Here is a 23,264-nt window from a genome sequence, read left to right as displayed (position 1 = left end):
GGGGGCGTGCCGGGCACCTTAGCCGGAATCGGCGGCGGTGAGTAGTCCCGCCCCGCGCGATCGGAGCCGGTCGCTCACAGGGGACGCTTGAGGCCGGCGTGGGACTCCTCGTACCCGAGCCGGGCGTAGAAGGCGCGCGCTCCGTCCCGGCTCAGGTCGGTGGTCAGCTGGGCGAGCGTGGCCCCGCGGGCACGGCCGTGGCTATGGGCCCACGCGAACATCGCGCCGCCCAGCCCGCGGGAGCGCTCCGTCCGCGCCACGCGCACGGCCTCGATCTGGAGGCGGGTGGCGCCCTGGCGGGACAGGCCCGGCAGGAGGGTCAGCTGCATCGTCCCCACGATCTCCCCGGCCTCGTCGCGGACCACCGCGAGCAGATGCGCGGGGTCCCGTGCGACCCGGTCGAAGGCAGCCTGGTACGCGGAGTCCTCCGCGGCCGTGAGCTCGCGGTCGCGGCCGAGCGCGTCGTCCCGCAGCAGGTCACGGATCGCGGGGACGTCCTCGCGCCGTGCTCTTCCGATGCGGTACGTCCGCTCCCCGAGCCGCAGCTCGCCGCCCGTCCCCGGTCGCGCACGGTCCCGGAGTCTCTGCACGAGCGCATCGAGCCGGGCGCCGAGGTCGGTGAATCGCATGGCCGCAACCTACCCGCCGCCGCGGGCCGGCGGCGGTGCCGCCCCGCGGGCCCGGCTCAGATGAGCGGCCAGGGGAAGGCCATCCCCGTCGCGTCCTCGGGCAGAGCGCCCGCGGCGAGCAGGAACCGTGCTCGTCCGCGCAGGCCCCGGATCTCCTCGGGCTCGAGGACCGCGGCGAGCACGGCGGGGACCTCGTCGATCAGGGCCGCGGCGTCCTCGACCAGGCCGGGGTCGATCGCCTCCCCCGCGAAGTCCCAGATGACGGTGCGCAGCGGCGCGTGGGGGTGGAAGCACAGTCCGTGGTCGATGCCCCAGATCCGCTCCGCGTCGTCGAGGAGCACGTGCCCGGCCTTGCGATCCGTGTTGCGGACCAGGAGGTCGAAGACCGCCAGGCGGCGCAGGGCGTCGTCGGTGCCCGGATCCCGACCCAGGAGCGTGAAGTAGTGCTCCTCGGGATCCGCCGCGACGAAGCGCTGCAGAGAGCCGACGCCGAAGGGGCCGTCCTCGCGCACGACGGTCTCGGGGACCAGGCCCCAGCCGAGGGATTCGCTGAGCAGGTATGCGGCCCGCTCCCGGCGATGCAGCCCGGGCGGGAAGTCCTCCAGCGGCCGCTCCCCCAGCACCGGCTTGTACACGGCCCAGCCCGCATCCTGCCCGTCGCGGATCTCGACCAGGAAGGTCTGGTTCGAGCTGACCAGCCGGGCGATCGGCAGGATCTCCCCGGAGGCGAGCAGCTCCCCCTCCGCGCCGGGCCTCGCGGCCCCGAGCAGCTCGCGCGCGGCGTCCTCGGCGGTCATGAGGCGGTCAGCTGGGCGAGGGAGTCCGTGGTGGAGCTGACGGTGAGCACCACCGGGTCCCGGTCGGTCGCGTAGGAGATCGCCGAGACCGAGGCGGTCCCCACGCTGATCCGCTGGAAGGCGTCCAGCGGGGTGCCCAGCGCGTGGGCGAGGAGGAGACGAATCGGATCGGCGTGGGAGAAGCAGACCACGGTGCCTCCCTCGTGCTCCCGCCGCAGACGCTCGATCGTCCCGACCATCCGCGCCTGCATCTCGGCGAAGCTCTCCCCGCCGGGGAAGCGGAAGCCCGCCGGGTGGCGCTGCACGTCCTGCCAGGCCGGCAGCGCGGTCAGCTCCGCGAGGGGCCGGCCGGTCCAGTCGCCGAACTCGCCCTCGAGCAGCCCCGGCTCCTCCCGGACGGCCAGGCCCGTGCGTCGCGCCGTCGGGGCGGCGGTCTCCTGCGCCCGCTCGAGCGGGGAGCTGTACAGGGCGTCGATCCGCAGCCCGGCGAGACGTGCGGCGAGGCGCTGGGCCTGGTCGCGTCCGCTCCCGTCGAGAGACAGGCCGGGAGCGCGGCCGGGCAGGTCGCGCCCGGTGGTCGGGGTCCGCCCGTGGCGGACCAGCAGCACGAGGGTCGCGGGGCGGGCGGCGGGGGTGGCAGGGTCGCTCACGCCTCCAGGGTAGGCGCACCCGGGCGCCGACGCCCCGGTCCCTCCCCCGCGCCTCCGCGACCGGCGTGCCCGACAGGGTCGCCGCACCCCTCGCCATGGGATGTCCCGCAGGTCTAGCGTGGAGGCGTGAGCGAACACCCTCAGCCGGTCCCGTCGTCCTCATCGTCCCCGACCACCCCGTCGGCCGCTCCCGGTTCCGCCGCGGCGCCACCCGCCGGCGCTCCGGCGCCCCGCACGCTCGGCGAGCTGCGCGCCTCCGGTGCGGAGGCGCTCTCCCTGCGCGAGGAGATGCGACGGAACCTGCTGGCCGCGCTCGCCGCGGGACGCGATCCGTGGCCGGGCATGCACGGCCTGAGCACCACGGTCATCCCGCAGCTGGAGCGCGCCGTCATCGCCGGCCACGACCTCGTGCTGCTGGGCGAGCGCGGGCAGGGCAAGACCCGCCTGCTGCGCACCCTGGTGGGCCTGCTGGACGAATGGACACCCGCGATCGAGGGGTCCGAGCTGTCCGAGCACCCCTTCGCACCGGTGACGGCCGCCTCCCGCGCACGCATCGCGGCGGAGGGGGACGCGCTGCCGATCACGTGGAAGCACCGCTCCGAGCGGTACGTCGAGAAGCTCTCCACCCCGGACACCTCGGTGGCGGACATGATCGGCGACGTCGATCCGATGCGGGTCGCCGAGGGCCGCCGCCTCGGCGACCCGGAGACCATCCATTACGGCCTGGTCCCCCGCGCCCATCGCGGGATCGTCGCCCTCAACGAGCTGCCGGACCTCGCCGAGCGCATCCAGGTGGCTCTGCTGAACGTCATGGAGGAGCGCGACATCCAGATCCGCGGCTACGTGCTCCGCCTCCCCCTGGACGTGCTCGTGGTCGCCTCCGCGAACCCCGAGGACTACACCAACCGCGGCCGCATCATCACGCCGCTCAAGGATCGCTTCGGGGCGGAGATCCGCACCCACTACCCGATCGAGCTCGAGGACGAGATCGCTGTGGTCCGCCAGGAGGCCCAGCTGGTGGCCGAGGTGCCGCACGTCCTGCTGGAGATCCTGGCGCGGTACACCCGCGCGGTGCGCGAGTCCCCCGCGGTCAGCCGCACCTCCGGGGTCTCCGCCCGCTTCGCGATCGCCGGGGCCGAGACCGTCGCCGCCGCGGCGCGGCTGCGGGCCGCGGTCCGTCCCGGGGAGGAGGCGATCGCGCGCCCGGTCGACCTCGGGACCGTCGTGGACGTGCTGCGCGGCAAGGTGGAGTTCGACTCCGGCGAGGAGGGGCGCGAGCACGAGATCCTCGAGCACCTCCTGCGTGTGGCGACCGCCGAGGCCGTCCGTGAGCATCTCGCGGGAGTGGACCTCGCGCCGCTGGTCGACGCCTTCGACGGGGAGCGGACCCTCACCACCGGGGACCGCGTCACCGCGCAGGAGGTGCTGGACACCCTGCCCGCCCTCGATCCGCCGGACCTGTACGACCGGATCGCGCAGCGGGTGGGGGCGAGCACGCCCGGTGAGCGCGCCGGGGCGGTCGAGCTCGCCCTCGAGGGCCTGTATCTCGCCCGACGGCTGTCCAAGGACAGCGGTGACGGGGCGACGATCTATGGCTGAGCCCGAGTCCCCGACCCCGCGGGAGGGCCGCGCCGCCCGCTACGGCGCCTTCCGCGGCGGGCCCGACCCGCTCGCCCCGCCGCTGGATCTCTCCGCCGCGCTCGAGGCGATGGCCGACGACCTCCTGGAGGGCTACTCCGCCGACCAGGCCCTGCGCGAGCACCTGCGCCGCGGGGACGGGACCCGGCGAGGCCTCGACGATCTCGCCGGCCAGGTCCAGCGCCGCCGTCGCGAGCTGCTGGCGCGCCACGACCTGGGCGGCACCCTCGAGGAGGTCCGGCGGCTGCTGGACGAGGCGGTGCTCGCCGAGCGGGGGGAGCTCGCCCGGGACACCGAGCGGGACGCCACGGACCGGACGCTGCGCGAGATGCAGATCGAGAGCCTGCCGTCCTCGACCGCCGCGGCGGTCCGCGAGCTCGCGGACTACGACTGGGCCTCCGGCGACGCCCGCGCGAGATATGCGCAGATCACGGACCTGCTGGGCCGGGAGATGCTCGATGCGCGCTTCGCCGGGATGAAGCAGGCGCTGCAGGGGGCCACGGCCGAGGACCGCGAGGAGGTCACGCAGATGCTGCGCGACCTCAACGAGCTGCTCGAGGCGCACGCCCGCGGGGAGGACACCCCCGAGGACTTCGCGCGCTTCATGGAGCGTCACGGACAGGCCTTCCCCGAGGGCCCGCAGGACGTCGACGAGCTCATCGACGCCCTCGCCCGCCGTTCCGCCGCGGCGCAGCGGATGCTGCGCTCCATGACGGACCAGCAGCGGCAGGAGCTGATGGAGCTGTCCGCGCAGGCCTTCGGCTCCCCCGAGCTGATGCAGCAGCTCGCCCGCCTGGACTCCGGCCTGCAGGCTCTGCGTCCGGGCGAGGACTGGACCGGCTCCGAGACGTTCGAGGGCGAGCAGGGGCTGGGAATGGGGGCGGGCACCGAGGCGCTGCAGGACCTGGCGGAGCTGGATCGACTGGCCGAGCAGCTCTCGCAGGACTATGCCGGCTCCTCGCTCTCCGATCTGGACCTCGAGGCGATGGGCCGCCAGCTGGGCGAGGACGCCGCCGTGGACGCCCGGACCCTCGCCGCGCTGGAGCGGGCGCTGCGCGAGGGGGACCTGCTGCGCCGCGATGCTGACGGGACTCTGCGCCTGTCCCCCGCCGCGATGCGCCGGCTGGGCCGCTCGCTGCTGCGCGACGCCGCCCGTCGGCTCGCCGACCGCGGCGGGCAGCGCGACGCGCACCTCGCCGGGGCGGCCGGGGAGCTGACGGGGGCGCGGCGGCCCTGGGAGTTCGGCGACACCGAGCCGTGGGACGTGGGCCGCACCCTCACCAACGCGCTGACCCGCACCGCCGCGGCCGGCGCGGACCCGGGACCGCCCCTGCGCCTGCGCGTCGAGGACGTGGAGGTGCAGGAGACCGAGGCGCGCACCCGCTCGGCCGTGGCCCTGCTCGTGGACACCTCCTTCTCGATGGCCTCGGAAGGCCGCTGGGTCCCCATGAAGCGGACCGCCCTGGCGCTCCACCATCTCGTGGCCACCCGGTTCCGCGGGGACCGCCTGCGCCCGATCGCCTTCGGCCGCTGGGCCCAGGAGATGGACATCGAGGAGCTCACGGCGCTGCCGGCGATGTACGAGCAGGGCACCAACCTGCACCACGCGCTGCTGCTCGCCCTGCGCTTCTTCCGCCGCCACCCGACGATGACGCCGGTGCTGCTGGTGGTCACCGACGGCGAGCCGACGGCCCATCTGCTGCCCGGCGGAGAGCCGCTGTTCAGCTATCCGCCGCTGCCCGAGACGCTCGAGGCGACCGTGGCGGAGCTGGACCGGGCGGCGCGCCTGGGCGCTCAGGTCACCTTCTTCCGGCTGGGCGAGGATCCCGGCCTCGAGCAGTTCCTCGCCGCGATGGCGCGGCGGGTGGGAGGGAGCGTGGTGGCCCCGTCCCCCGAGGACCTGGGTTCCGCCGTGGTCGGCGAATACCTCCGGTCGCGGAGGACGGGGCCCGAGAGCAGAGGCTGATCGAGGTGCTGTGAGCTTGCGAACGGCAGGAGATCAGCCCGATGTGCAGAGCCTGGTCGAGGTTCAGCGGGTGGGGTCGATGAGGAGCTTTCCGCGCGCGGCGCCGTCACGGCTCGCGGCGAAGGCGTCGGCCGCCTCCGCGAGCGGGAGCACGCGGTCGATCTCGACCTCCAGGGTGCCGGCGGCGACCTTCTCCAGGAGCGTGCGCAGGCGGGCGCCGTCGGGACGCACCCACACCACGTGGCCGCCGCTCTCCCCCACCGAGTGGTCGGCGATCGAGACGTGGCGGCCGCCGTCGGCCAGCAGCTGCAGCGTCTGCTCGTGGACCCCGCCGACGAAGTCGGCGACCGCGCTCACACCCTCCGGGGCGATCTCGCGCACCCGCTCGACCAGACCGTCGCCGTAGAGCACCGGCGTGGCGCCGAGGGCGCGCAGCCGCTCGTGGTTCTGCTCCGAGGCGGTTCCGATCACGCGCGCCCCGATCTCGCGGGCGAGCTGCACGGCCAGGTGGCCGACGCCGCCGGAGGCGGCGTGGATGAGCAGGGTGTCCTCGGCGCCGAGCTGCAGGGTCTCCAGGCTGCGCAGGGCCGTGAGCCCCACCAGCGGCAGGCCGGCGGCGCTGTCGACGTCGACGCCCTCCGGGATCGCCGCCACCGAGGTGGCGGGCAGCGCGACGAGCTCGGCGAAGGTGCCGCCGTGGACGACGTCCTTGCGGCCGTAGGCGGCCACGCGGTCCCCCGGGGAGAACTCGGGGGTGTCGGGACCCACGGCCTCGACCACACCGGCCACGTCCCAGCCGGGGATCACCGGGAAGACGGCGTCGAGCAGGGGCTCGAGCGCGCCGGCCATGACCTTCCAGTCCACGGGGTTGACGGCCGCGCGCTCCACCCGGATCAGCACGGATCCGGGACCGACCCTGGGGGTGGGGGCATCGGTGAGCTCGAGGGTGCTGGGGTCTCCGTACTGGGCATAGGTCATCGCTCGCATGGTCGGCACAACGTCGCGCGCCGCCCCGGACTAGCCCGGCCGCGCGCGCCGGGGGGGGAAACAGACCGCGGCCGCTGGCCACTGGACCGCGCTCGCTGGGTCGCCACCCCGGCCCGCCCCCCCCGGCCCCCCCCCCCCCCCCCGCGCCGGAGGAGAACTCAGTCCGCGGCGGCGGGGGCGAACACCTGCTCCCAGTCCCTCGCCATGCTCACCACGACCCAGCCCAGCCGCTCGCCGATCGCGGTGATCGGCTCGGCGTCGGCGAAGGTGGCCGCGGTGCTGCGGTAGGCGACCTCGCGCTCGTCATCGTCGTGGTCGATGAGGACCGCGAGCCCGCCGTGCGGGGAGGCCTGTGCCCATTCGAGCATCTCGCGGTCGCCGCCGGAGTTGCCCACCGCGATGAGCGGCGCGCGACCGGTCTGGGACTGGATGTTCAGGATCTTCGCAGAGCCCTCGTTGGCCGGGCCCAGCAGCGCGATGGACCGGCGCAGATTCAGGCGGTCCTCGTCGTCGCGCGCGACCTCGTAGCCGATCATGGTGCCCACCACGAGCTCCGGCGGGACCCCGTACAGGCGAGGGCTCAGGCGGCGCACGAACTCGGTCCCGCCGCCGGTGACGATGCCGACGGTGACCTCATGCGCGCGCAGCTCGTCGATCAGCTCGAGCATCGGATGGTAGACGACCGTGGCGAGCGGCCCGCCGTGGACGGGGTGGCGGAACCGGGCGGCGAAGTCGTCGACCGCGGCCGCGAACTCCTCCGGGGACTGTCCGTCGAACAGCGCGGCGAGCGCACCGGCAACCGTCGCGAGCCCGATCTCGCCGATCGCGGCGGCATCGGAGGCGAGGACCGCGGCGAACTCCGGGCGCTCGGCGAGAGCGGGGTCGTGCGCCGCGCGCCGCCGGAGCACGTCGAGGAAGAAGAAGTACTGGACGTACTGCGGCTTCTCGCCCCACATGGTGCCGTCGTTGTCGAGATAGGCCACGCGGTCCTCGACCGGCACCCGGTCGATCCCGTCGAGGAAGGCGAGGATCGCGTCCCGCGTCGGGCCGGGACGCCAGGAGGGAAGGCGGGTGGTCATGGCTGCTCCTCGTCGGTGGCCGGGGACCACGCGCAGCGGAAGCCGACGTGGCTCATCCCGGTGTCGATCATCTGGGGGCGCCGCGCCGCTGGTCGGTAGCGCAGGCAGTAGGTGTCCGCGCACAGGTGGGAGCCGCCCTTGACGACCTTCCGGGGCACGCGGAACTGGGGCTGGGCGGGGTCGTAGCTGTCCTCGAGGGTGCCGCCGCGGGGATCGGCGGGCGCGCAGCACACGGAGGCCGCGGCGTCGGGATGACGGGCGCTCCACCAGTCCTCGGTCCACTCCCAGACGTTGCCGGCCATGTCGTGGAGGCCGTAGCCGTTGGCGGGGAAGGTGCCCACGGGCGAGGTCCGCTCGTAACCGGACTCGCCGGTGGAGCGCCAGGGGAAGTCGAGCCCGTCCCAGCTGTTGGCCATGATCCTCCCGTCCGGACGCGCCTCGTCGCCCCAGGTGAACGCCGCCCCCTCGAGTCCGCCGCGGGCGGCGAACTCCCATTCGGCCTCGGTGGGCAGGCGCGCCCCGACCCACCGGGCATAGGCGAGGGCGTCCTCGTGGCAGACATGGACCACGGGGTGGTCACCGCGCTCGGCGATCGTGGAGGGGAAGCCCTCCGGACGCGCCCAGCTGGCCCCCGGCTTCCACTCCCACCACTGGCTGAGGTGGCGCAGATCCACCGGGCCGGAGGTCGGGGTGAAGACCATCGAGCCGGGGACCCGCTGCTCGCGCGTGAGGCCCGGGAAGTCCTTCGGATCCAGCGGTCGCTGCGCCACCGTGCGATACCCGGTGTCCTCGACGAAGGCCGCGAACTGCGCGTTGGTGACCTGGTGACGATCGATGCCGAAGGGCGCGACCTTCACCGGGTGCGCGGGCGCCTCCTCCGGATAGTGGGCGTCGGAGCCCATCGTGAAGGTGCCGCCCTCGAGCGCGACCACGTCGTGGCCGCGGTGCCGTGTGTCCGTCATGGGGCCATCCCAGCACACTCGGAGGCGTCCAGGACCACCAGGTCGTGGCGGAGCAGGCGGCGCACGAACGCCGGGGCGCCGGGCCCCAGCGCGGCGATGGTCCGCTCCCCGTCGATCCGTCGGAAGAGCGCCAGCTCCGCGGCGTCGACGAAGAGCACCAGGTCGGTCTCGGTGTGGGCGCGGTTCAGCAGCGCGGCCGCGATGCCGGGCGGCAGGCGGTCCTTCTCCTGCACGGCGAGGGCGGTCGGGGACGGGATCGGTCGCGCCGCGGCGAGCTCCGGGTCGGTGGGGTCGGGCTGCTCGGCGCCGGGGTCGTCGGCCGCCGCGGCGAGCACCGTGTGGCGCAGCATCGTGCCGCGGAAGAGCTCGAGGGCCGCGTGCTGCTCCACCGCCGGCAGCTCGGCGATCCTCCGGCCGTGCGGCGTCTCGCTGATCGAGCCGCAGTCCGGGAGGTACGGGGCCTGGCGGGCCCAGCGCCGCATCCTCAGGCCCGCCCCCTCCAGCAGCTCGAGCAGCTGGGGCACCGAGTAGGCGCGGTCGCGGGGGTTCAGCAGGGCGTCGGCGAGGGCGTCGTCGTCCGCGAAGTCGCGGGTCCCGCGCAGCAGGGGGCTGATCGGGTGGCCCGGTGGGATCTCGCGCAGGGTGGCGACGAGATCGGCGATGTCCGCGGTCTCGGTGCTGACGCCGAGGCGGCGGCAGTAGTCCTGGAGGAGGTAGACGCCGGCGCGGCCGTAGGGGGCATAGACCATGAGGGTCACCGCCCCGCCGGGGGCGAGGACGCCGCGCAGGGCCTGCAGACCGGCTGCGGGATCGGCGAGGTGGTGCAGGACTCCGGTGCAGACGATGTGGTCGAACCGCGCACCGAGCGCGGCGACGTCCTCGATCGGCAGCCGGCGCAGCTCCAGGTTCGTCACCCCGTGTCGCGCGACGAGGCGTCGGGAGTGCTCGAGGGAGCGGGCGGAGACGTCGATGCCGACGACCTCCGCCGTGGGGTCGAGCAGGGCGTGGCGCACCGCCTGGCTGGTGCCACAGCCGGCGACCAGCACCCGATGGGTCTCCGGCACCGGTCGGGCGGGCCACAGCAGGTGGTGCGCCGCGCGTCGCTCGAGCGCGGAGCGCGGAGCCGCGGCGTCGAGGTTCGCCGGGGGCGGGTACGGATGGCGATCGTAGAACTGCGCGATCACGTCCGTCCGCTGATCGGCTGGGTCCCGACGCCGCAGCGACGAGCTCATGCGCTGCCGGCACCTGCCTTCAGCTTCTCCATCACCTTGTCGACGCTGAACGACGCCGGCTCCTGGCGCGGCGGGAACTCCTTGAGCGTCTCCAGCAGCTGGGCGACGTACATCTGTGCCGGGACCAGCAGGTACGCGTGGCTGATCATCCAGTCGTAGTAGGTGTTGGACGTGATGTCCGCCCGCTCGTAGGGATCGGTGCGCAGATTGAAGATCTTCGGGACGCGGAGCTCCGTGTACGGATCGATCCAGACCTGCAGCGTCCCGGGAGCGCGCTGCTCGAGGAAGACGATCTTCCAGTTGTCGTAGCGCAGCGCCGTGAGGTCACCGTCGTCCGAGCAGTAGAAGAAGTGGTTCCGCGCGCTCTTCTCCGACGCGCCGGTGATGTAGTCGAGCTGGTCGTACCCGTCCAGGTGGACCTTGAAGGTCGTCCCGTCGAGGTCGGCACCCTGCTTGAGCTGCTCGGCGATCTCGGTGTTCCCGGCTGCGGCCAGGAGGGTCACGAACCAGTCGTTGTGGCTGACGATGTCGTTGAGGACCACGCCGGCCTCGATCCTCTCCGGCCAGCGCACCATGCAGGGCACGCGATAGGCGCCCTCCCAGTTGGAGTCCTTCTCGTTGCGGAAGGGCGTCATGCCGGCATCGGGCCACGAGTTCATGTGCGGGCCGTTGTCGGTGGAGTACATGACGATCGTGTTGTCCGCGATGCCGAGCCGGTCCAGCTCGTCGAGCACCTGGCCGACGATCTCGTCGTGGTACAGCATCGTGTCGTGGTACTCGGACTGCCAGCGTCCGGCCCGTCCCTTGTCCTCTTCGCGGGTGTGCGTGCGGAAGTGCATGTGCGTGGTGTTGAACCAGGTGAAGAAGGGGGTGTCGGACTCGACCTGGCGACGCATGAAGTCGATGGTCGCGTCGCGGAACTCCTCGTCGCAGGTCTCCATCCGCTTCTTGGTCAGCGGGCCGGTGTTCTCGATCCGCTGGGTGCCGTCCCCGTTGGCCCAGGACTTCAGCACGCCGCGGGGTCCGAAGCGCTCCTTGAAGTTCGGGAACTCCTCCTCGGTCGGGTAGTCCGGGTCCTCGGGCTCCTCCTCGGCGTTGAGGTGGTAGAGGTTGCCGAAGAACTCGTCGAAGCCGTGCATGGTGGGCAGGTGCTCGTCGCGGTCGCCGAAGTGGTTCTTGCCGAACTGCCCGGTGGCGTAGCCCTCGGCCTTGAGCGCCGTCGCGATGGTGGGGTCCTCGGCCTGGTAGCCGATCGGGGCGCCCGGCATGCCGACCTTGGTCAGTCCGGTGCGGTAGGGGTTCTGGCCGCTGATGAAGGCGGCGCGGCCGGCGGTGCAGCTCTGCTCGCCGTAGTAGTCGGTGAACCGCGCGCCCTCGTCCGCGATCCGATCGATGTTCGGGGTGCGGTAGCCCATCAGGCCGTCGCTGTAGCAGCTGAGATTGCTGATACCGATGTCGTCGCCCCAGATGATCAGAATGTTCGGCTTGTCAGCCATGTGTTCTCTCCTCGAGCAGTTCTCGTGGTTAGCCGCGGCGTGCCGATGCCAGCGCGCGCCGACCCCGCCAGTATCCGAAGCGGAATCCGGCGAGGTATCCCCCGTTCCAGGTGAACGGAGGCATATCCGCCGATGACCTGGGACGATCCTACCTGGGGCCGCGGCCGCGCCGTCGCGGCGCGCACCCGCCCCCGGGACCCCGAGTGGGGGGCCTAGGATGGCGGTATGACCGTGTCACTGGACAATGTCGGCATCGTCGTCGAGGACCTGAGCGCCGCGATCGACTTCTTCCGCGCCCTCGGGCTCGAGCTCGAGGGCCGCACCGTCGTGGAGGGCGAGTGGGCCGGCCGTGTCACGGGCCTGGAGGGGCAGCGCTGCGAGATCGCGATGCTGCGCACGCCCGACGGGCACGGCCGTCTCGAGCTCACGTGCTTCCTCGACCCCGCGATCATCGCCGATCACCGGCGCGCCCCCGTCAACGCCCTGGGCTACCTGCGCGCCATGTTCCGCGTGGAGGATCTCGACGCGACCCTCGCGCGCCTCGATGAGCACGGCGCGGAGCTCGTGAGCGAGGAGGTGGTCCGCTACGGGGACGCCTACCGGCTGTGCTACGTGCGCGGCCCCGAGGGCATCCTCCTGGGCCTCGCCGAGGAGATCAGCTGATCGACGTGCTGCCGAGGGACGAGGCGGTAGGAGATCAGCCAGACGGCACCGCCTGATCGACGTGCTGCCGAGGGACGAGGCGGGAGGAGAACAGCCAGCAGGCGCCGGCTGAGGGGGCGCGTACGATCAGAAGGGAGCTGACCCTGGTTCCCCGACGATGGGAGCCCGGATGCCCGGCACCGCCTCACCCCGCCCGCTGTCCCCCGCGAGCCCGCTGCTCACCCTGGGACTGCTCGCCGAGTCCTCGATGGAGAACGAGCACCGGCTGCCGATCCATCCCCACCACCTCGAGCGGATCGACCCCGATCTCCGCGCCCGGATGATCGTCGAGCACGGCTACGGCGAGCGCTTCCAGCTCGCCGACGGCTACGTCGCCTCGCGGGTGGGTCGCGTCGCCGATCGCGCCACGGTGCTCCGCACGGCCGACATCCTGCTGCTCCCCAAGCCCCAGGCGGACGACGTCGCGGCGATCCCCGAGGGCAGGGTGCTGTGGGGCTGGCCGCACTGCGTGCAGGACCCGGCGATGACGCAGACGGCGATCGACCGCCGCCTCACCCTCATCGCCTTCGAGGCGATGCACCACTGGACGAGCCGCGGCGAGTTCGGCCTGCACGTCTTCCACCTGAACAACGAGCTCGCCGGCTACAGCTCCGTGCTCCATGCCCTGAGCCTCACCGGCATCACGGGCACCTACGGTCCGCGGCGGAGCGCCGTGGTCATCGGCTTCGGCGCGACGGCCCGCGGCGCGGTGACCGCTCTCGCCGCCCAGGGGATCCACGACATCCAGGTCCTCACGCAGCGCGACATCGGCGCGGTCAGCTCCCCGATCCACGGCGCGCACATCACCCACCTCCCCCTCGTCGATGGCGAGGCCCACCGCAGCACGGTGCCCACGGCGCGCGGCGAGGTCCCGCTCGCCACGTTCCTCGCCTCCCATGACATCGTCGTCAACTGCACCCTCCAGGACGTCGCCGCTCCCCTGACCTACCTCCGCACGGCGGATCTCGCGGGATTCGCCCCGGGCAGCCTGATCATCGACGTCTCCTGCGATGCGGGGATGGGCTTCGAGTGGGCGCGGCCCACCACCTTCGAGGACCCGATGTTCGTCGTCGGCGACGGCGTGCACCACTACGCGGTGGATCACAGCCCGTCCCATCTGTGGAACGCGGCCACCTGGGAGGTCAGCGCGGCCCTGCTTCCGTTCCTGCGCACGGTGATGGAGGGTCCCGCGGCGTGGGCCTCGAGCCCGACCGTCTCGCGGGCGATCGAGATCCGGGACGGCGTCGTCGAGAACCCGAGCATCCTGAGCTTCCAGGACCGGGAGGAGCTCTTCCCCCACGCACGACGCGGTGCGACTCAGGTCCTCGCGAGCGCCGAGCGCCGGCGGGCGTAGGCGCGCGCGGCGCGCATCCGGTCTCCGCAGCGGGTCGAGCACCACTGCCGACGCGCGTGGGTGCGCAGGTAGAAGCGCTCGCAGCCGTCCGCCCCGCAGAGGGCGAGCAGATCTCCCTCCTCCCCGGACAGCAGAGCCGCAGCATCCTCTGCCATCAGGGCCATGACGTGCTCGATGACCTGGGTGGCGGGATGGTCGGCGCCGCGGACGAATCCCGTCGCCGGCTCGTAGTGCAGGAGCAGGGTGCCGGGGGCGCTGGTCAGCGCACGGTTGAGAGCCTCGATCGCCCCCACCGACGGGGCGTGCGCGGTCGCGCGCGCGGCGAAGAGCTCCCGGAGGTCCGCGCGCAGCCGCACGATCCGACCACGGCAGTGCTCGAAGAGCTCGGCCCCGGGGTCGATGAGGTCGCGCTCGAGCAGCCAGGCGCGCAACGCCTCCGGGGTCTCGAGTTCATCCCTCGCTCCTCCGCGGCCTGTGCGGACCTCGCTGTCGACCAGGGCGAGGCTCGGGTGCTCCTGCACCCCGGGCACCTCGATGCGCTCTGACTCCTCCATGCCCTCACGGTAACAGTCCGCCGTTGCCGTGAGTCTCTGCTACGCTCACGTCACGTCAAACGTGCCACTTTGCCATGAGACATGGAGCTTCTGCATGCCGCTCGGACACCCCACGGGCTCTGCCCCGTTCGCCCTCTCCCTGCTCGCCACCGGCGGCACCGGCGTGGGAATGACCGCCCAGGAGGGACTGGCGGGCACCATCGCACTCGCCCGCACCGCGGATGCGAGGGGACTGCACCGGTTCTGGATGTCCGAGCATCACGCCATGGGCGCGACCTCCGTCTCCTCCCCGGCGCTCATGGTCGCCCGGCTCATCGCCGAGACAGCCCACCTGCGCCTGGGGGCGGGAGGGGTGATGCTCCCCAACCACGCGCCGCTGCTCGTCGCGGAGCAGTTCGGGATGCTCGACGCCCTGGCGCCCGGTCGCATCGACCTGGGCCTGGGCCGTGCACCCGGCACCGACGGCGCCACCGCGGCCGCGCTGCGGCAGGGCGCCGATGCGAACGACGGCTTCCCGCAGCAGGTCGCGGAGCTGCTCGGCTTCCTCGGCGACGAGTTCCCGCCCACGCACCCCTATCGCGCCGTCCATGCGGTCCCCGGGCCGTGGCAGGCGGAGCAGAACCGGGTCCCGGCCCCGACCACCGCGCCGGAGCTGTGGATGCTGGGCTCTTCACCCTATTCCGCACAGCTCGCCGCCCAGCTGGGCCGCCCCTACGCCTTCGCCCTGCAGTTCGGCGACGCGGACATCGACACCGCCCTGCGGATCTACCGCGAGCAGTTCCGCCCCTCGGCGGCGCTCTCCGCACCCCGCACCCTGGTCAGCGTGCCGGTGGCGATCAGCGAGGACCCGCTCGCCGCGCGGCGCCAGGCCTCGACCTCCGCGATGGCGATGCTGCGGATGTTCACGCGGAAGGGCTACCTCCTGCTGCCGCCCGAGGAGGTCGAGCCTATCCGGCCACGATCCAGGAGCAGCAGGTCCTCGACGCCTATGTCCACCGCAGCCTCCACGGCACCCCGGCCGCGGTCGCCGCCCGCCTCGAGGTCCTCCACGAGCGCACCGGTGTCGACGAGATGATGCTCGTCGTCAGCGGCCACTCCGCCGAGCTCGACCGGCGCGGCATCGAGCTGATCGCCGAGCACTACGGGCTGGACGCCCGCCCCACGGACCAGCCGGCGCAGGACCCGACGGGCAGCATGACCCCCGCGCGCTGATCCCGGCCCCACCCATCCTTCCCAACGAGCCCCACGCACCGACGAACCGGAGAACACCATGACCGCACCGCACCGCGCCCTCATCGTCATCGACGCCCAGCAGGAGTACTTCGACGGCCTGCTGCCGATCCAGCATCCCGACCGCGAGCGGTCGATCACCCGCATCGCAGCAGCGATCGAGACGGCGGAGGCCGCCGGGATCCCAGTCGTCCTGGTCCAGCACGAACTGCCGGAGGGGGCACCGGTCTTCGCCGCCGGCTCGTCGAGCGGGGCGAACCATCCCGAGGTCGCCGCCCACGAGGAGCGAGCCGCGCTGCGTGTGACGAAGCAGTTCTCGAGCGTCTTCGCCGGCACCGAGCTCGAGTCCTGGCTGCGCGAGCACGGCATCGACACCGTCACCCTCGTCGGCTACATGAACAACAACTGCGTGCTCGCCTCCGCCGCCGGCGCCGAGCCGCTCGGGTTCGCCGTCGAGGTGCTCTCGGACGCGACCGGGGCGATCGACATCGTCAACGACGCGGGCGGGGCGAGCGCCCGCCAGGTCCACGAGACGCTCATGGCGGTGCTGAACTCGAGCTGGGCTGCCGTCGCGGAGACCGCCGCCTGGGTCGCGGCCGTGGACTCCGGCGAGGCGCTCGCGGGCAGCGATCTGGTGACCTCGGCGGCGCAGGGACGCAGCACCCTCTGAGCGGGGCCCGCGCCGTAGCCTGGAGGGGAGCACCGCGCTCTCGCAGCGCGGACGTCCCCTTCGACGAAAGGCCACGGCATGACCTCGTCCCCTGAGACCGTCCTTCTCGTCGGCGCGACCGGATACGTCGGCCGGCACCTCGCCCAGCGCCTCCACGCCGAGGGCTTCCGCGTCCGGGCCGTGGTCCGCGAGCGGGGGCGCGCCGAGGCTCCCGGAGCCTACGACGCCCCCGGCCTCGCCGGACTCGTCGACGACTGGGTGATCGCGCCGCGCGGCGCCGCGGAGCTGGACAGCCGGGTCATGGACGGCGTGGACCGCGTGGTGTCCGCGCTCGGCGTGACGCGGCAGAAGGCGCTCCCGTGGGACATCGACTTCCTCATGAACCTGCGCTATCTCGAGCTGGCCGAGAAGGCGGAGGTGCGCTCCTTCCTCTATGTGGGCGTGATGAACATCGAGAAGGGCACCTCGGAGCTCATGCGGGCGAAGCACGCCTTCGTCGAGGCCCTCTCCCGCTCGCGGGTCACGCCCCAGATCGTGAATCCCTCCGGATATTTCTCCGACCTCACCGAGATCTACGACCTCGCCCGGCGCGGCGTGGTGGTGGGCCTGGGCGCCGGGGACGTGCGCCTGATGCCGATCCATGGCGCGGACCTCGCGGAGTTCTGCCTCGCCCGTCTGCGCAGCGGGGCGGGGACTTGGGACGTGGGCGGTCCGGAAGTGCTCACGTACCGGGACATCGCCCGGATTGCCTTCGACGCCGCCGGAAGGAAGGAGCGCTACCTGGGCGTGCCCCGGGCGGTCGCCCCCGCGGCCGTCTGGGCCTCGGACCGGGTGAGCCCCCGTGCGGGCTCCCTGACGCGGTTCTTCCTCGAGGGTGCCCTGACGGACTCCGTCGGCGAGCGGCACGGCTCGCGCACCCTCGCGGAGTACTACGCCTCGCTCGAGCGCTGAGGTGCACGCGGCCGGGTCCACCCCGGTCGCGCCGACACGATCCGGGCGGGCCGAACCGTGCGACGATATCGACGCCGGTCACCCCTCGTCCACGGAAAGCAGGCCCGCCCATGAGCTCCGCCCTCGGGGACGTCCTCCCGCTCGCGCTCGGCGTCGCGATCAGCCCGATCCCGATCATCGCCGCGATCCTCATGCTGCTCTCCCCGAAGGCGCGGACGACGAGCGTGGGCTTCCTGATCGGCTGGATCGCCGGGATCGTCGTCGCGATCTCGCTGTTCACGCTGCTGTCCTCGGTGCTTCCCGAGCAGGATCCCGACGCCGCGCAGCCGATCAAGGGGGTCATCCAGCTCCTCCTCGGCGCGCTGCTGTTCGTGATCGCCGCGAAGCAGTGGGGCAAGCGGCCTCAGGAGGGCGAGGAGGCTGCGCTGCCGACCTGGATGAAGGCCATCGACACCTTCACGCTCGGCAAGGCCCTCGGCCTCGGATTCCTGCTGTCCGCGGTGAACCCCAAGAACCTCATCATGGCCGCGGGCGCCGGTGTCACGGTGGGCTCTGCGAGTCTCTCCGCCGGCTCGACGATCACCGTCCTCGCCGTCTTCACCGTTCTCGCCGCCTCGACGGTGGCGGTGCCCGTGGTCGGCTATCTGCTCGCCGCCGACAGGCTCCGGGGTGTCCTGGACGCCCTGCGGACCTGGCTCGCCCGGGAGAACGCCGTCATCATGGCCGTCCTGCTCCTGGTCATCGGCATCTCGATGATCGGCAAGGGCATCGGCAGCTTCTGACGGGTCGGAGCCCGGCCTCACCCCAGGTCGAAGCGCATCCGCGGCAGCATCCTGCCCGGGATCGAGCCGCTCTCCGCGCGCCCGACGGTGACCGCGCCGTGCTTCGCGTAGAAGCTCTCGGCGCCCGGATCGGCGTCCAGGCCGAGGTATCGCATCCCGCTGCCTGCGGCCCGGCGCAGCACATCGTCCAGCAGCGCGGCGCCCAGACCCTCGCCGATCCACGGCGGATCGACGAACAGCGCCTCCAGCTCCCCCTCGGGCGGCGCGCCGTCGAGTCGGGAGAATCCCGCGAGGTGCCCGTCCAGGACGGCGACCCGCACCGCTCCGGAGGCGCACTGCTCCGCGGTGAGGGTGAGCTCCTCGCGACAGGCCGCGAGGAACTCCGGCGAGTACCCCCAGTGCCCCTTGGACCGCAGTGCGAGGGCGGAGATCAGCGGCGCCTCCTCGGCCCGCGCCGCGCGCAGGACGATGCGCTCGCGCGGCGCGCCCGTCGGCCTCATGACGAGCGGGGCTCGAAGACGACGTGCACCACGCCGGACTCGGCGACCTCGCTGCGCATCTCGCGCCCCTCCTCGAATCCGCGCAGGTCCTGCCAGATGCTCTCCCCGCGACCCAGCAGGATCGGCACGATCGCGACGTGCAGCCGGTCCACCAGGCCCGCGCGGAGGAAGTTCTTCACCACACGGGCGCCGCCGCCGATGCGCACGTCGAGCTCGCCGGCCGCCTCCTGCGCCCGGGCGAGCGTCTCCTGGGGCGAGGCGCTGAGGAAGTGGTAGGTGGTCCCGCCCTCCATCGCGAGGCTCTCCCGCTCCCGGTGCGTGAGGACGAAGACCGGCACACCGAACGGCGGATTCGGCCCCCACCAGCCCTGCCAGTCGGAGTCCTCCGGATGCGCATGGAAGCCGAACATCCCGGCGCCGAGGATCTCGGCGCCGATCCCGTGGGACTCCGCCTTGATATGGGCGTCGTCGAGTCCCGTGGTGCCGCCCTCGTGGCCGAGGCGCAGCTGGAACGTGCGGGTCGCGGTGTACGCCGCGGTCAGCCGCTCCCAGTCCGCGCCGAACGGGTCCTCCGGCGTCTGGTCCGTGGTGGTCATGTACCCGTCCAGCGACACGTTCAGATCCACCCGCGTGATCCCCATCGTCCACACCCCTCCAGTGATTGCACTGTGCAACCAGTACGCTAGAGCGCGGACGGAGACCGGTCAAGAGATCCACCTCGGGAGGAACGATGCAGCCCCGCTCCGGATGCGCGATCAACGCCGCGGTCGAAGCGCTCGGCGACTCCTGGTCGATGCTGATCCTGCGCGACATGATCTTCGGCGACCGCCGTTACTTCCGCGAGCTCCTCGACGGCTCGATCGAGGGGATCGCCTCGAACATCCTCGCCAGCCGCCTCAAGAAGCTGGTGGCCGCGGGTCTGCTGACGAAGGCCGAGGTACGGCGCGGACAGCGCGCCCGGTACAGCCTCACCGAGGCCGGCATCCAGACCGTCCCGATCCTCGTCGCGCTCGGCACCTGGGGCCTCGCGTGGCGGGAGGGCACGCCGGAGCTGCGCGCGCGCCAGGAGCTGCTGTGCGATGCCGGGCCGGAGTTCGTCGCGGAGCTGATGGACGAGCTGCGCGTCCGGCATCTCGGCGCCCCGGCGCCGGAGCGCAGCAGGCCAGCTCCGCTCCACCGTCTCGAGAGGGCCCACCGGCGCGCAGCCGATAACACCGAGAGAGGCTGACGGCCACCCCGTCAGCAGGCTCCTCGCGACGAGCACCGCTTCGTACGATCGCCGCGTGACCGATTCGCGCCCCGCCCCGTCGACCGCGCCCCGGCACGAGGCGACCCCTGCCCTCACCGGGCGGCCGATCCGGGTGCTCATGCTCTGGGCGCTCTCGCTGCTGGTGCTCGCCACCCTCGCCACGGTCGCGCAGGACCAGCTGGGCGTGCCCGGGGAGCTGCTCTCCCTGGTGATGCTCGCCCCCGCGCTGGCCTGTGCGGTGGTGCTCGTGCGGCCGTCCTGGATGCCGGAGCCCTGGAGGGCCGCGGCGGTGCCCGCGGTCCTGCGGGCGTCGCTGCTCGCCGTGGCGGCGACGGCCGTGTTCCTGGCGGTGCTCGCGATCCTGACGGGCCGTGCGCCGTCCTGGCCTCCCGCGACGAGCACGGCGCCGGCCGTCCTGCTCCTCGCCCAGGCCCTCGGGGCGCTCGCGGAGGAGATCGGGTGGCGCGGGCTCGTCCAGCGCTGCGGCGAGCAGCTCGCCCGGCCCGCCGTGGTCTCCGCGATCGCCGGGTTCGTCTTCGGTGCGACGCACCTGGGCTACTGGGGGCTCGGGGTGTTGCCCGTGCTGACGTTCGCGGTGACCGCGATGCTCATGAGCCTGACGATCACCACGATCTACGTGGGCTCCTTCTGGCAGCGGATGCTGCCGGCCACGCTGGTCCACCTCGGCGTCAACCTCGCCGGCGCCTCCCTGGCCCCGCCGGAGGAGCCGCTGATGACGTCCCCCGCCGCCCTCGCCGCGGCGGCCGCGATGCTCGCCGCGGCCCTCGCCGGCCGGGCCGCCCTGTCGCTCCTGTCCCAGCGGGCGCGGTGATCAGGACTTCTGCCGCAGTCGAAACCATGGCCTCGCACCCTCCACTCTGGTCGACTGGGTCATGCGCATCGAACGGATCGTCCCCGTCCTCACCGTCGCCGATCTCCCGACGGCGGTCCGCCAGCACACCGAGATCCTCGGGCTCGAGATCGTGATGGACCATGGCTGGATCGTGACCCTCGCGGACGGCGCGGGCCACCAGCTGAGCCTCATGACAGAGGACGCCTCGGCCGCCTGTTGCCGCGGATCTCTCCGTCTTCGTCGACGACGTCCGCGCCGCGCACGAGGCGGCCGCCTCTGCGGGCGTCGAGATCGTGCACCCGCTGACCGCCGAGGATTGGGGCGTGACCCGCTTCCTCTACCGCGATGCCTCGGGGCGAGTGGTCAACGTCGGCTCTCACACCTGAGCGCGGAGGTCACCGGCTCGCGATGACGAGGGCCCCGGGGGTCTCGTCATCGGGGCGCAGCACCGTCTCCTGCGCCACCCGGAAGCCGCCGTCGCGCAGCCAGGCCGAGAAGGTGCTCACCGGTCGGCGATGGGAGTCGATGCTGATGGACCGTCCGGTGTAGCCCGTCGACCGGTGCTCGATGCCCTCGCCGACGGGGAAGCCGAGGAGCACGTGCCCGCCGGGGCGCAGGACGCGGTGGAACTCGGCGATCACATCCGGCATGACGTCGTCGGGGATGTGGACCGTCGACCAGAACGCGACGATGCCGGCCACCGAGCAGGCCTCCAGCTCGAGGCTGGTCATGGTCCCGACCTCGAAGCGCAGCTGCGGGTGGTCGCGTCGAGCGATCGAGACCATCGCCGGCGAGAGATCGATCCCGAAGGCCTCGGCACCGAGATCATGGAGATACCGGGTCACGTATCCGGTTCCGCAGCCGATGTCGGCGACCGGACCGCCGCCGTCCTGCGCCACGAGCTGCGCGATCACCTCCAGCGGGGCCCGCAGGGCCGGGCGGTCCTCGAGCAGCCCTCGCACCTGCTCGGCGTATCCCTCGGCGTCGAGGTCGTAGGACGCCCTGGTCCTCTCCAGCCAGGCGCTTCCGTTCTCACGATTCATCGAGCACCGCGATCCCTCGGCGGCCGCTCGCGCGAGAGCATGTGGTCGGCGAGCGCGGGCACGACGGTGTCCCACACCGGTGGCGGCGGCGCCTCGTGCCCCATGCCGTCGGTCCGCAGCAGGACGGCGTGCGGGATCATCCGGACGAGCGCCTCCCCGTGGTCGAGCGGGAGCAGCGGGTCCGTGGCGCTGTGGAGGACGAGCGTGGGCGCCACAATCCGTGACGGATCCGCTGCGGTGCCGTCCTCCAGGAGGACGTGGTTCGTCATCGCTGATTCCAGGGACCGGCTGCGGGCGATCTCCGTGGCGGCGATCGATCGCAGGCGCTCCTCGTCGACGCCGAACGAGCCGGCGTAGGGCCGCTCTGCGGCCACACGGTGCTCGAGGACCGCGGCGGCATCACCCCAGTCCTCGACGGCGGGGACCGCCTCCTCCTCGGCGGCGAGGCACGGGTCCGGCGGCGACAGCGCTCCGGTGTCCCCGCCGGCGGGCGAGGACTCGATGAGGGTGAGCGTGAGCACCCGAGATACCGCGTGGACGGCGAGGTGCTGGGCGATCCCTCCGCCCATCGACAGACCCACCAGGTGCACGGCGTCGAGGCCGAGGGCGTCGAGGATCCGCAGCGGGTCGCTCGCCATATCGCTGCCTGTGTAGCCGGGGCGGCCCGGCGGGCTCGTGGTGGACTGCCCGGTGTCCCGCTGGTCGTAGCGGAGGACGTGCAGGCCCTCCGCGGCGAGCAGGGCGCAGAAGTCCGGGGTCCACCAGTCCATCGACTGCGTGGCGCCGGCGATGTGCAGCACCGCGGGATCGCCCCGGTCACCGACCTCGTCGACCACCAGGGAGACGTCGTCGACCTCGACGGTTCTCACCCTCTCGAGTGTTCCCCGCCGGATGGGGGAGGTCAATGGGGCGCAGATCGCCGACCGACAGAAGCAGTCAGCGGCCCAGCGCCATGTGCAGGATCGGATACGGGCGTCCGTCACCGTCGAGAGGACTCCGGCCGACCACCGCGAACCCGGCACGCCGGTAGAAGCGCAGCGCCTGCTCGTTCTGCTCATTGACGTCGACGCGCGTCACCCCGTCCGCGGCGAGCACCTGGCGCAGCAGCTGCCACCCGATGCCGCGGCCACGATGCGCCGCGTCGACGAACAGCATCTCCAGCGCGCCATCGGCCGTCCCGGCGAATCCGACCGGGGTTCCGCCGCGGTCCGCGACCCAGAGCGCCACCTGCGGCAGATAGTCCGCCGCGAGGCGCTCCTGGATCTCCTCCCGATGCTCTGCGGCGAGGAACCCGTGCGTCGCGTCGACGGAGGTCCGCCACACCTCGACGAGCCGCGGATACTCCGGTGCACCCACGGATCGCCGGATCACCAGGTCGCCGCTCATGGATCGGATCCTACGCGGCGACCGGACGCCCCCGGCATCGACTCAGGCGCGAGTGTCGTGCTCCTCGCGTCGGGCCTGGACCTCGTCCATGTTCTCCTGCGCCCAGGAGCGGACCTGCTGCATGAGCAGGTGGAGGGAGAGGCCGAGGTCCGTCAGCGCGTAGTGGACGGTCACGGGCACCGTGGGCGTGACCGTGCGGGTGACGAGCCCGTCGCGCTCCAGGGACCGCAGCGTCTGGGTGAGCATCTTCTGGCTGACGCCGGCGATGGTCCGCGCCAGCTCCGAATAGCGTCGCGGTTCCGGGTCCTCCTCGCCGTCGCCGCCGAGCGCACACAGGACCAGGACCACCCACTTGTCGGAGATCCGATCCAGCAGGGCCCGGCTCGGACATCCGGCGAGGAATGCGTTGTACCGGGCCCCGGCCTCATCGCGCCTCGCGGCGGCGGTGGTGGTCGCCATGCTGGTCTCTTCTCTCGTGCGTTACGCACTTCGAGGTGCGTACTTCCCGATGGAGTGCTGCTCTCCAAGGATGGTGCACACGGTGGCGCTCCGCC

The 23,264-nt window shown here is 72.7% G+C and carries 27 protein-coding genes; 12 read left to right on the top strand and 15 right to left on the bottom strand.

Annotated features, from left to right (window positions below; genetic code table 11):
- Positions 1-74: 74 nt before the first annotated feature.
- From CXH06_RS07760 to CXH06_RS07750, 3 genes are read right to left on the bottom strand one after another with little or no spacing between them, the layout of a single operon-like run.
- Entirely contained in the window at positions 75-629 is a 555-nt protein-coding gene (locus tag CXH06_RS07760) for a GNAT family N-acetyltransferase (RefSeq protein ID WP_114854603.1), read from the bottom strand.
- Between the two features lie 56 nt (positions 630-685).
- On the bottom strand, positions 686-1,426 hold the full coding sequence (locus tag CXH06_RS07755; protein ID WP_114854602.1) for an SCO1664 family protein: 741 nt from the start codon (positions 1,424-1,426) through the stop codon (positions 686-688).
- Positions 1,423-2,076: a histidine phosphatase family protein gene (locus CXH06_RS07750; RefSeq protein WP_114854601.1), complete on the bottom strand. Its 654-nt coding sequence runs from the start codon at positions 2,074-2,076 to the stop codon at positions 1,423-1,425. Before CXH06_RS07750 ends, CXH06_RS07755 begins: the two co-directional genes overlap by 4 nt.
- 246 nt (positions 2,077-2,322) lie before the next feature.
- On the opposite strand from CXH06_RS07750, the gene CXH06_RS07745 reads away from it, so the two are divergent.
- Together CXH06_RS07745 and CXH06_RS07740 are read left to right on the top strand one after the other, a co-directional pair.
- On the top strand, positions 2,323-3,675 hold the full coding sequence (locus CXH06_RS07745; protein ID WP_232820264.1) for an ATP-binding protein: 1,353 nt from the start codon (positions 2,323-2,325) through the stop codon (positions 3,673-3,675).
- Complete coding sequence (locus tag CXH06_RS07740) at positions 3,668-5,680, top strand: VWA domain-containing protein (RefSeq protein ID WP_114854599.1); 2,013 nt, start codon at positions 3,668-3,670, stop codon at positions 5,678-5,680. Before CXH06_RS07745 ends, CXH06_RS07740 begins: the two co-directional genes overlap by 8 nt.
- A gap of 63 nt (positions 5,681-5,743) precedes the next feature.
- Here CXH06_RS07740 and CXH06_RS07735 read toward each other — a convergent pair whose 3' ends face one another.
- From CXH06_RS07735 to CXH06_RS07715, 5 genes are all read right to left on the bottom strand, one after another.
- Positions 5,744-6,658: an NADP-dependent oxidoreductase gene (locus CXH06_RS07735; RefSeq protein ID WP_369832979.1), complete on the bottom strand. Its 915-nt coding sequence runs from the start codon at positions 6,656-6,658 to the stop codon at positions 5,744-5,746.
- A gap of 167 nt (positions 6,659-6,825) precedes the next feature.
- Entirely contained in the window at positions 6,826-7,746 is a 921-nt protein-coding gene (locus CXH06_RS07730) for an HAD family phosphatase (RefSeq protein ID WP_114854597.1), read from the bottom strand.
- Entirely contained in the window at positions 7,743-8,708 is a 966-nt protein-coding gene (locus CXH06_RS07725) for a formylglycine-generating enzyme family protein (protein WP_114854596.1), read from the bottom strand. The genes CXH06_RS07730 and CXH06_RS07725 overlap by 4 nt, the downstream gene beginning before the upstream one ends.
- Entirely contained in the window at positions 8,705-9,940 is a 1,236-nt protein-coding gene (locus tag CXH06_RS07720; protein WP_114854595.1) for a class I SAM-dependent methyltransferase, read from the bottom strand. Before CXH06_RS07720 ends, CXH06_RS07725 begins: the two co-directional genes overlap by 4 nt.
- Positions 9,937-11,436 carry an arylsulfatase gene (locus CXH06_RS07715; protein ID WP_114854594.1) on the bottom strand — a complete coding sequence of 500 codons (1,500 nt, stop codon included), beginning with the start codon at positions 11,434-11,436 and terminating at the stop codon, positions 9,937-9,939. The genes CXH06_RS07720 and CXH06_RS07715 overlap by 4 nt, the downstream gene beginning before the upstream one ends.
- A gap of 225 nt (positions 11,437-11,661) precedes the next feature.
- On the opposite strand from CXH06_RS07715, the gene CXH06_RS07710 reads away from it, so the two are divergent.
- Both CXH06_RS07710 and CXH06_RS07705 read left to right on the top strand, forming a co-directional pair.
- Positions 11,662-12,099: a VOC family protein gene (locus tag CXH06_RS07710; protein WP_114854593.1), complete on the top strand. Its 438-nt coding sequence runs from the start codon at positions 11,662-11,664 to the stop codon at positions 12,097-12,099.
- A gap of 169 nt (positions 12,100-12,268) precedes the next feature.
- On the top strand, positions 12,269-13,492 hold the full coding sequence (locus tag CXH06_RS07705; protein ID WP_114854592.1) for a N(5)-(carboxyethyl)ornithine synthase: 1,224 nt from the start codon (positions 12,269-12,271) through the stop codon (positions 13,490-13,492).
- Here the strand turns inward: CXH06_RS07705 and CXH06_RS07700 are convergent.
- Positions 13,456-14,046, bottom strand: coding sequence for an ABATE domain-containing protein (locus tag CXH06_RS07700; protein WP_114854591.1), 591 nt, complete (start codon positions 14,044-14,046; stop codon positions 13,456-13,458). The genes CXH06_RS07705 and CXH06_RS07700 overlap by 37 nt on opposite strands.
- A 94-nt stretch (positions 14,047-14,140) precedes the next feature.
- Here CXH06_RS07700 and CXH06_RS07695 point away from each other — a divergent pair, with 94 nt between their 5' ends.
- From CXH06_RS07695 to CXH06_RS07680, 5 genes are all read left to right on the top strand, one after another.
- The gene (locus tag CXH06_RS07695; RefSeq protein ID WP_232820260.1) at positions 14,141-15,121 is read left to right on the top strand and encodes an MsnO8 family LLM class oxidoreductase; all 981 of its coding nucleotides are present in this window, start codon (positions 14,141-14,143) and stop codon (positions 15,119-15,121) included.
- Complete coding sequence (locus CXH06_RS18595) at positions 15,118-15,258, top strand: hypothetical protein (protein ID WP_232820259.1); 141 nt, start codon at positions 15,118-15,120, stop codon at positions 15,256-15,258. Before CXH06_RS07695 ends, CXH06_RS18595 begins: the two co-directional genes overlap by 4 nt.
- A 58-nt stretch (positions 15,259-15,316) precedes the next feature.
- On the top strand, positions 15,317-15,946 hold the full coding sequence (locus tag CXH06_RS07690; protein ID WP_114854590.1) for an isochorismatase family protein: 630 nt from the start codon (positions 15,317-15,319) through the stop codon (positions 15,944-15,946).
- 78 nt (positions 15,947-16,024) lie between these two features.
- Positions 16,025-16,897 carry an SDR family oxidoreductase gene (locus tag CXH06_RS07685; RefSeq protein ID WP_114854589.1) on the top strand — a complete coding sequence of 291 codons (873 nt, stop codon included), beginning with the start codon at positions 16,025-16,027 and terminating at the stop codon, positions 16,895-16,897.
- Positions 16,898-17,007: 110 nt separating this feature from the next.
- Positions 17,008-17,679, top strand: a complete 672-nt coding sequence (locus CXH06_RS07680) for a GAP family protein (RefSeq protein ID WP_114854588.1) — start codon at positions 17,008-17,010, stop codon at positions 17,677-17,679.
- Between the two features lie 17 nt (positions 17,680-17,696).
- Here CXH06_RS07680 and CXH06_RS07675 read toward each other — a convergent pair whose 3' ends face one another.
- Together CXH06_RS07675 and CXH06_RS07670 are read right to left on the bottom strand one after the other, a co-directional pair.
- Positions 17,697-18,179 (bottom strand): GNAT family N-acetyltransferase, encoded by a 483-nt coding sequence (locus tag CXH06_RS07675; protein WP_114854587.1) that lies wholly within the window; start codon positions 18,177-18,179, stop codon positions 17,697-17,699.
- Entirely contained in the window at positions 18,176-18,805 is a 630-nt protein-coding gene (locus tag CXH06_RS07670; protein ID WP_369832978.1) for a dihydrofolate reductase family protein, read from the bottom strand. Before CXH06_RS07670 ends, CXH06_RS07675 begins: the two co-directional genes overlap by 4 nt.
- 104 nt (positions 18,806-18,909) lie before the next feature.
- Here CXH06_RS07670 and CXH06_RS07665 point away from each other — a divergent pair, with 104 nt between their 5' ends.
- From CXH06_RS07665 to CXH06_RS18800, 3 genes are all read left to right on the top strand, one after another.
- Positions 18,910-19,407 (top strand): helix-turn-helix domain-containing protein, encoded by a 498-nt coding sequence (locus CXH06_RS07665; protein WP_114854585.1) that lies wholly within the window; start codon positions 18,910-18,912, stop codon positions 19,405-19,407.
- Between the two features lie 55 nt (positions 19,408-19,462).
- Positions 19,463-20,260 (top strand): CPBP family intramembrane glutamic endopeptidase, encoded by a 798-nt coding sequence (locus CXH06_RS07660; RefSeq protein WP_114854584.1) that lies wholly within the window; start codon positions 19,463-19,465, stop codon positions 20,258-20,260.
- A 314-nt stretch (positions 20,261-20,574) separates the two neighbouring features.
- Complete coding sequence (locus CXH06_RS18800; protein ID WP_369832977.1) at positions 20,575-20,667, top strand: hypothetical protein; 93 nt, start codon at positions 20,575-20,577, stop codon at positions 20,665-20,667.
- Between the two features lie 9 nt (positions 20,668-20,676).
- Here CXH06_RS18800 and CXH06_RS07650 read toward each other — a convergent pair whose 3' ends face one another.
- The 4 genes from CXH06_RS07650 to CXH06_RS07635 form a co-directional block, all read right to left on the bottom strand.
- Complete coding sequence (locus tag CXH06_RS07650; RefSeq protein WP_114854583.1) at positions 20,677-21,324, bottom strand: class I SAM-dependent methyltransferase; 648 nt, start codon at positions 21,322-21,324, stop codon at positions 20,677-20,679.
- Positions 21,321-22,193 (bottom strand): alpha/beta fold hydrolase, encoded by an 873-nt coding sequence (locus CXH06_RS07645; RefSeq protein WP_114854582.1) that lies wholly within the window; start codon positions 22,191-22,193, stop codon positions 21,321-21,323. The genes CXH06_RS07650 and CXH06_RS07645 overlap by 4 nt, the downstream gene beginning before the upstream one ends.
- Positions 22,194-22,260: 67 nt before the next feature.
- The gene (locus tag CXH06_RS07640) at positions 22,261-22,710 is read right to left on the bottom strand and encodes an acetyltransferase (protein WP_114854581.1); all 450 of its coding nucleotides are present in this window, start codon (positions 22,708-22,710) and stop codon (positions 22,261-22,263) included.
- Positions 22,711-22,752: 42 nt separating this feature from the next.
- On the bottom strand, positions 22,753-23,169 hold the full coding sequence (locus tag CXH06_RS07635; protein ID WP_114854580.1) for a helix-turn-helix domain-containing protein: 417 nt from the start codon (positions 23,167-23,169) through the stop codon (positions 22,753-22,755).
- Between the last annotated feature and the right edge of the window lie 95 nt (positions 23,170-23,264).

It is taken from the genome of Brachybacterium sp. YJGR34 (assembly GCF_003347015.1).
Lineage (GTDB): Bacteria > Actinomycetota > Actinomycetes > Actinomycetales > Dermabacteraceae > Brachybacterium.
Note: the sequence above shows the minus strand (reverse complement) of the source record. Positions and strands in the feature narration are given on the sequence as shown.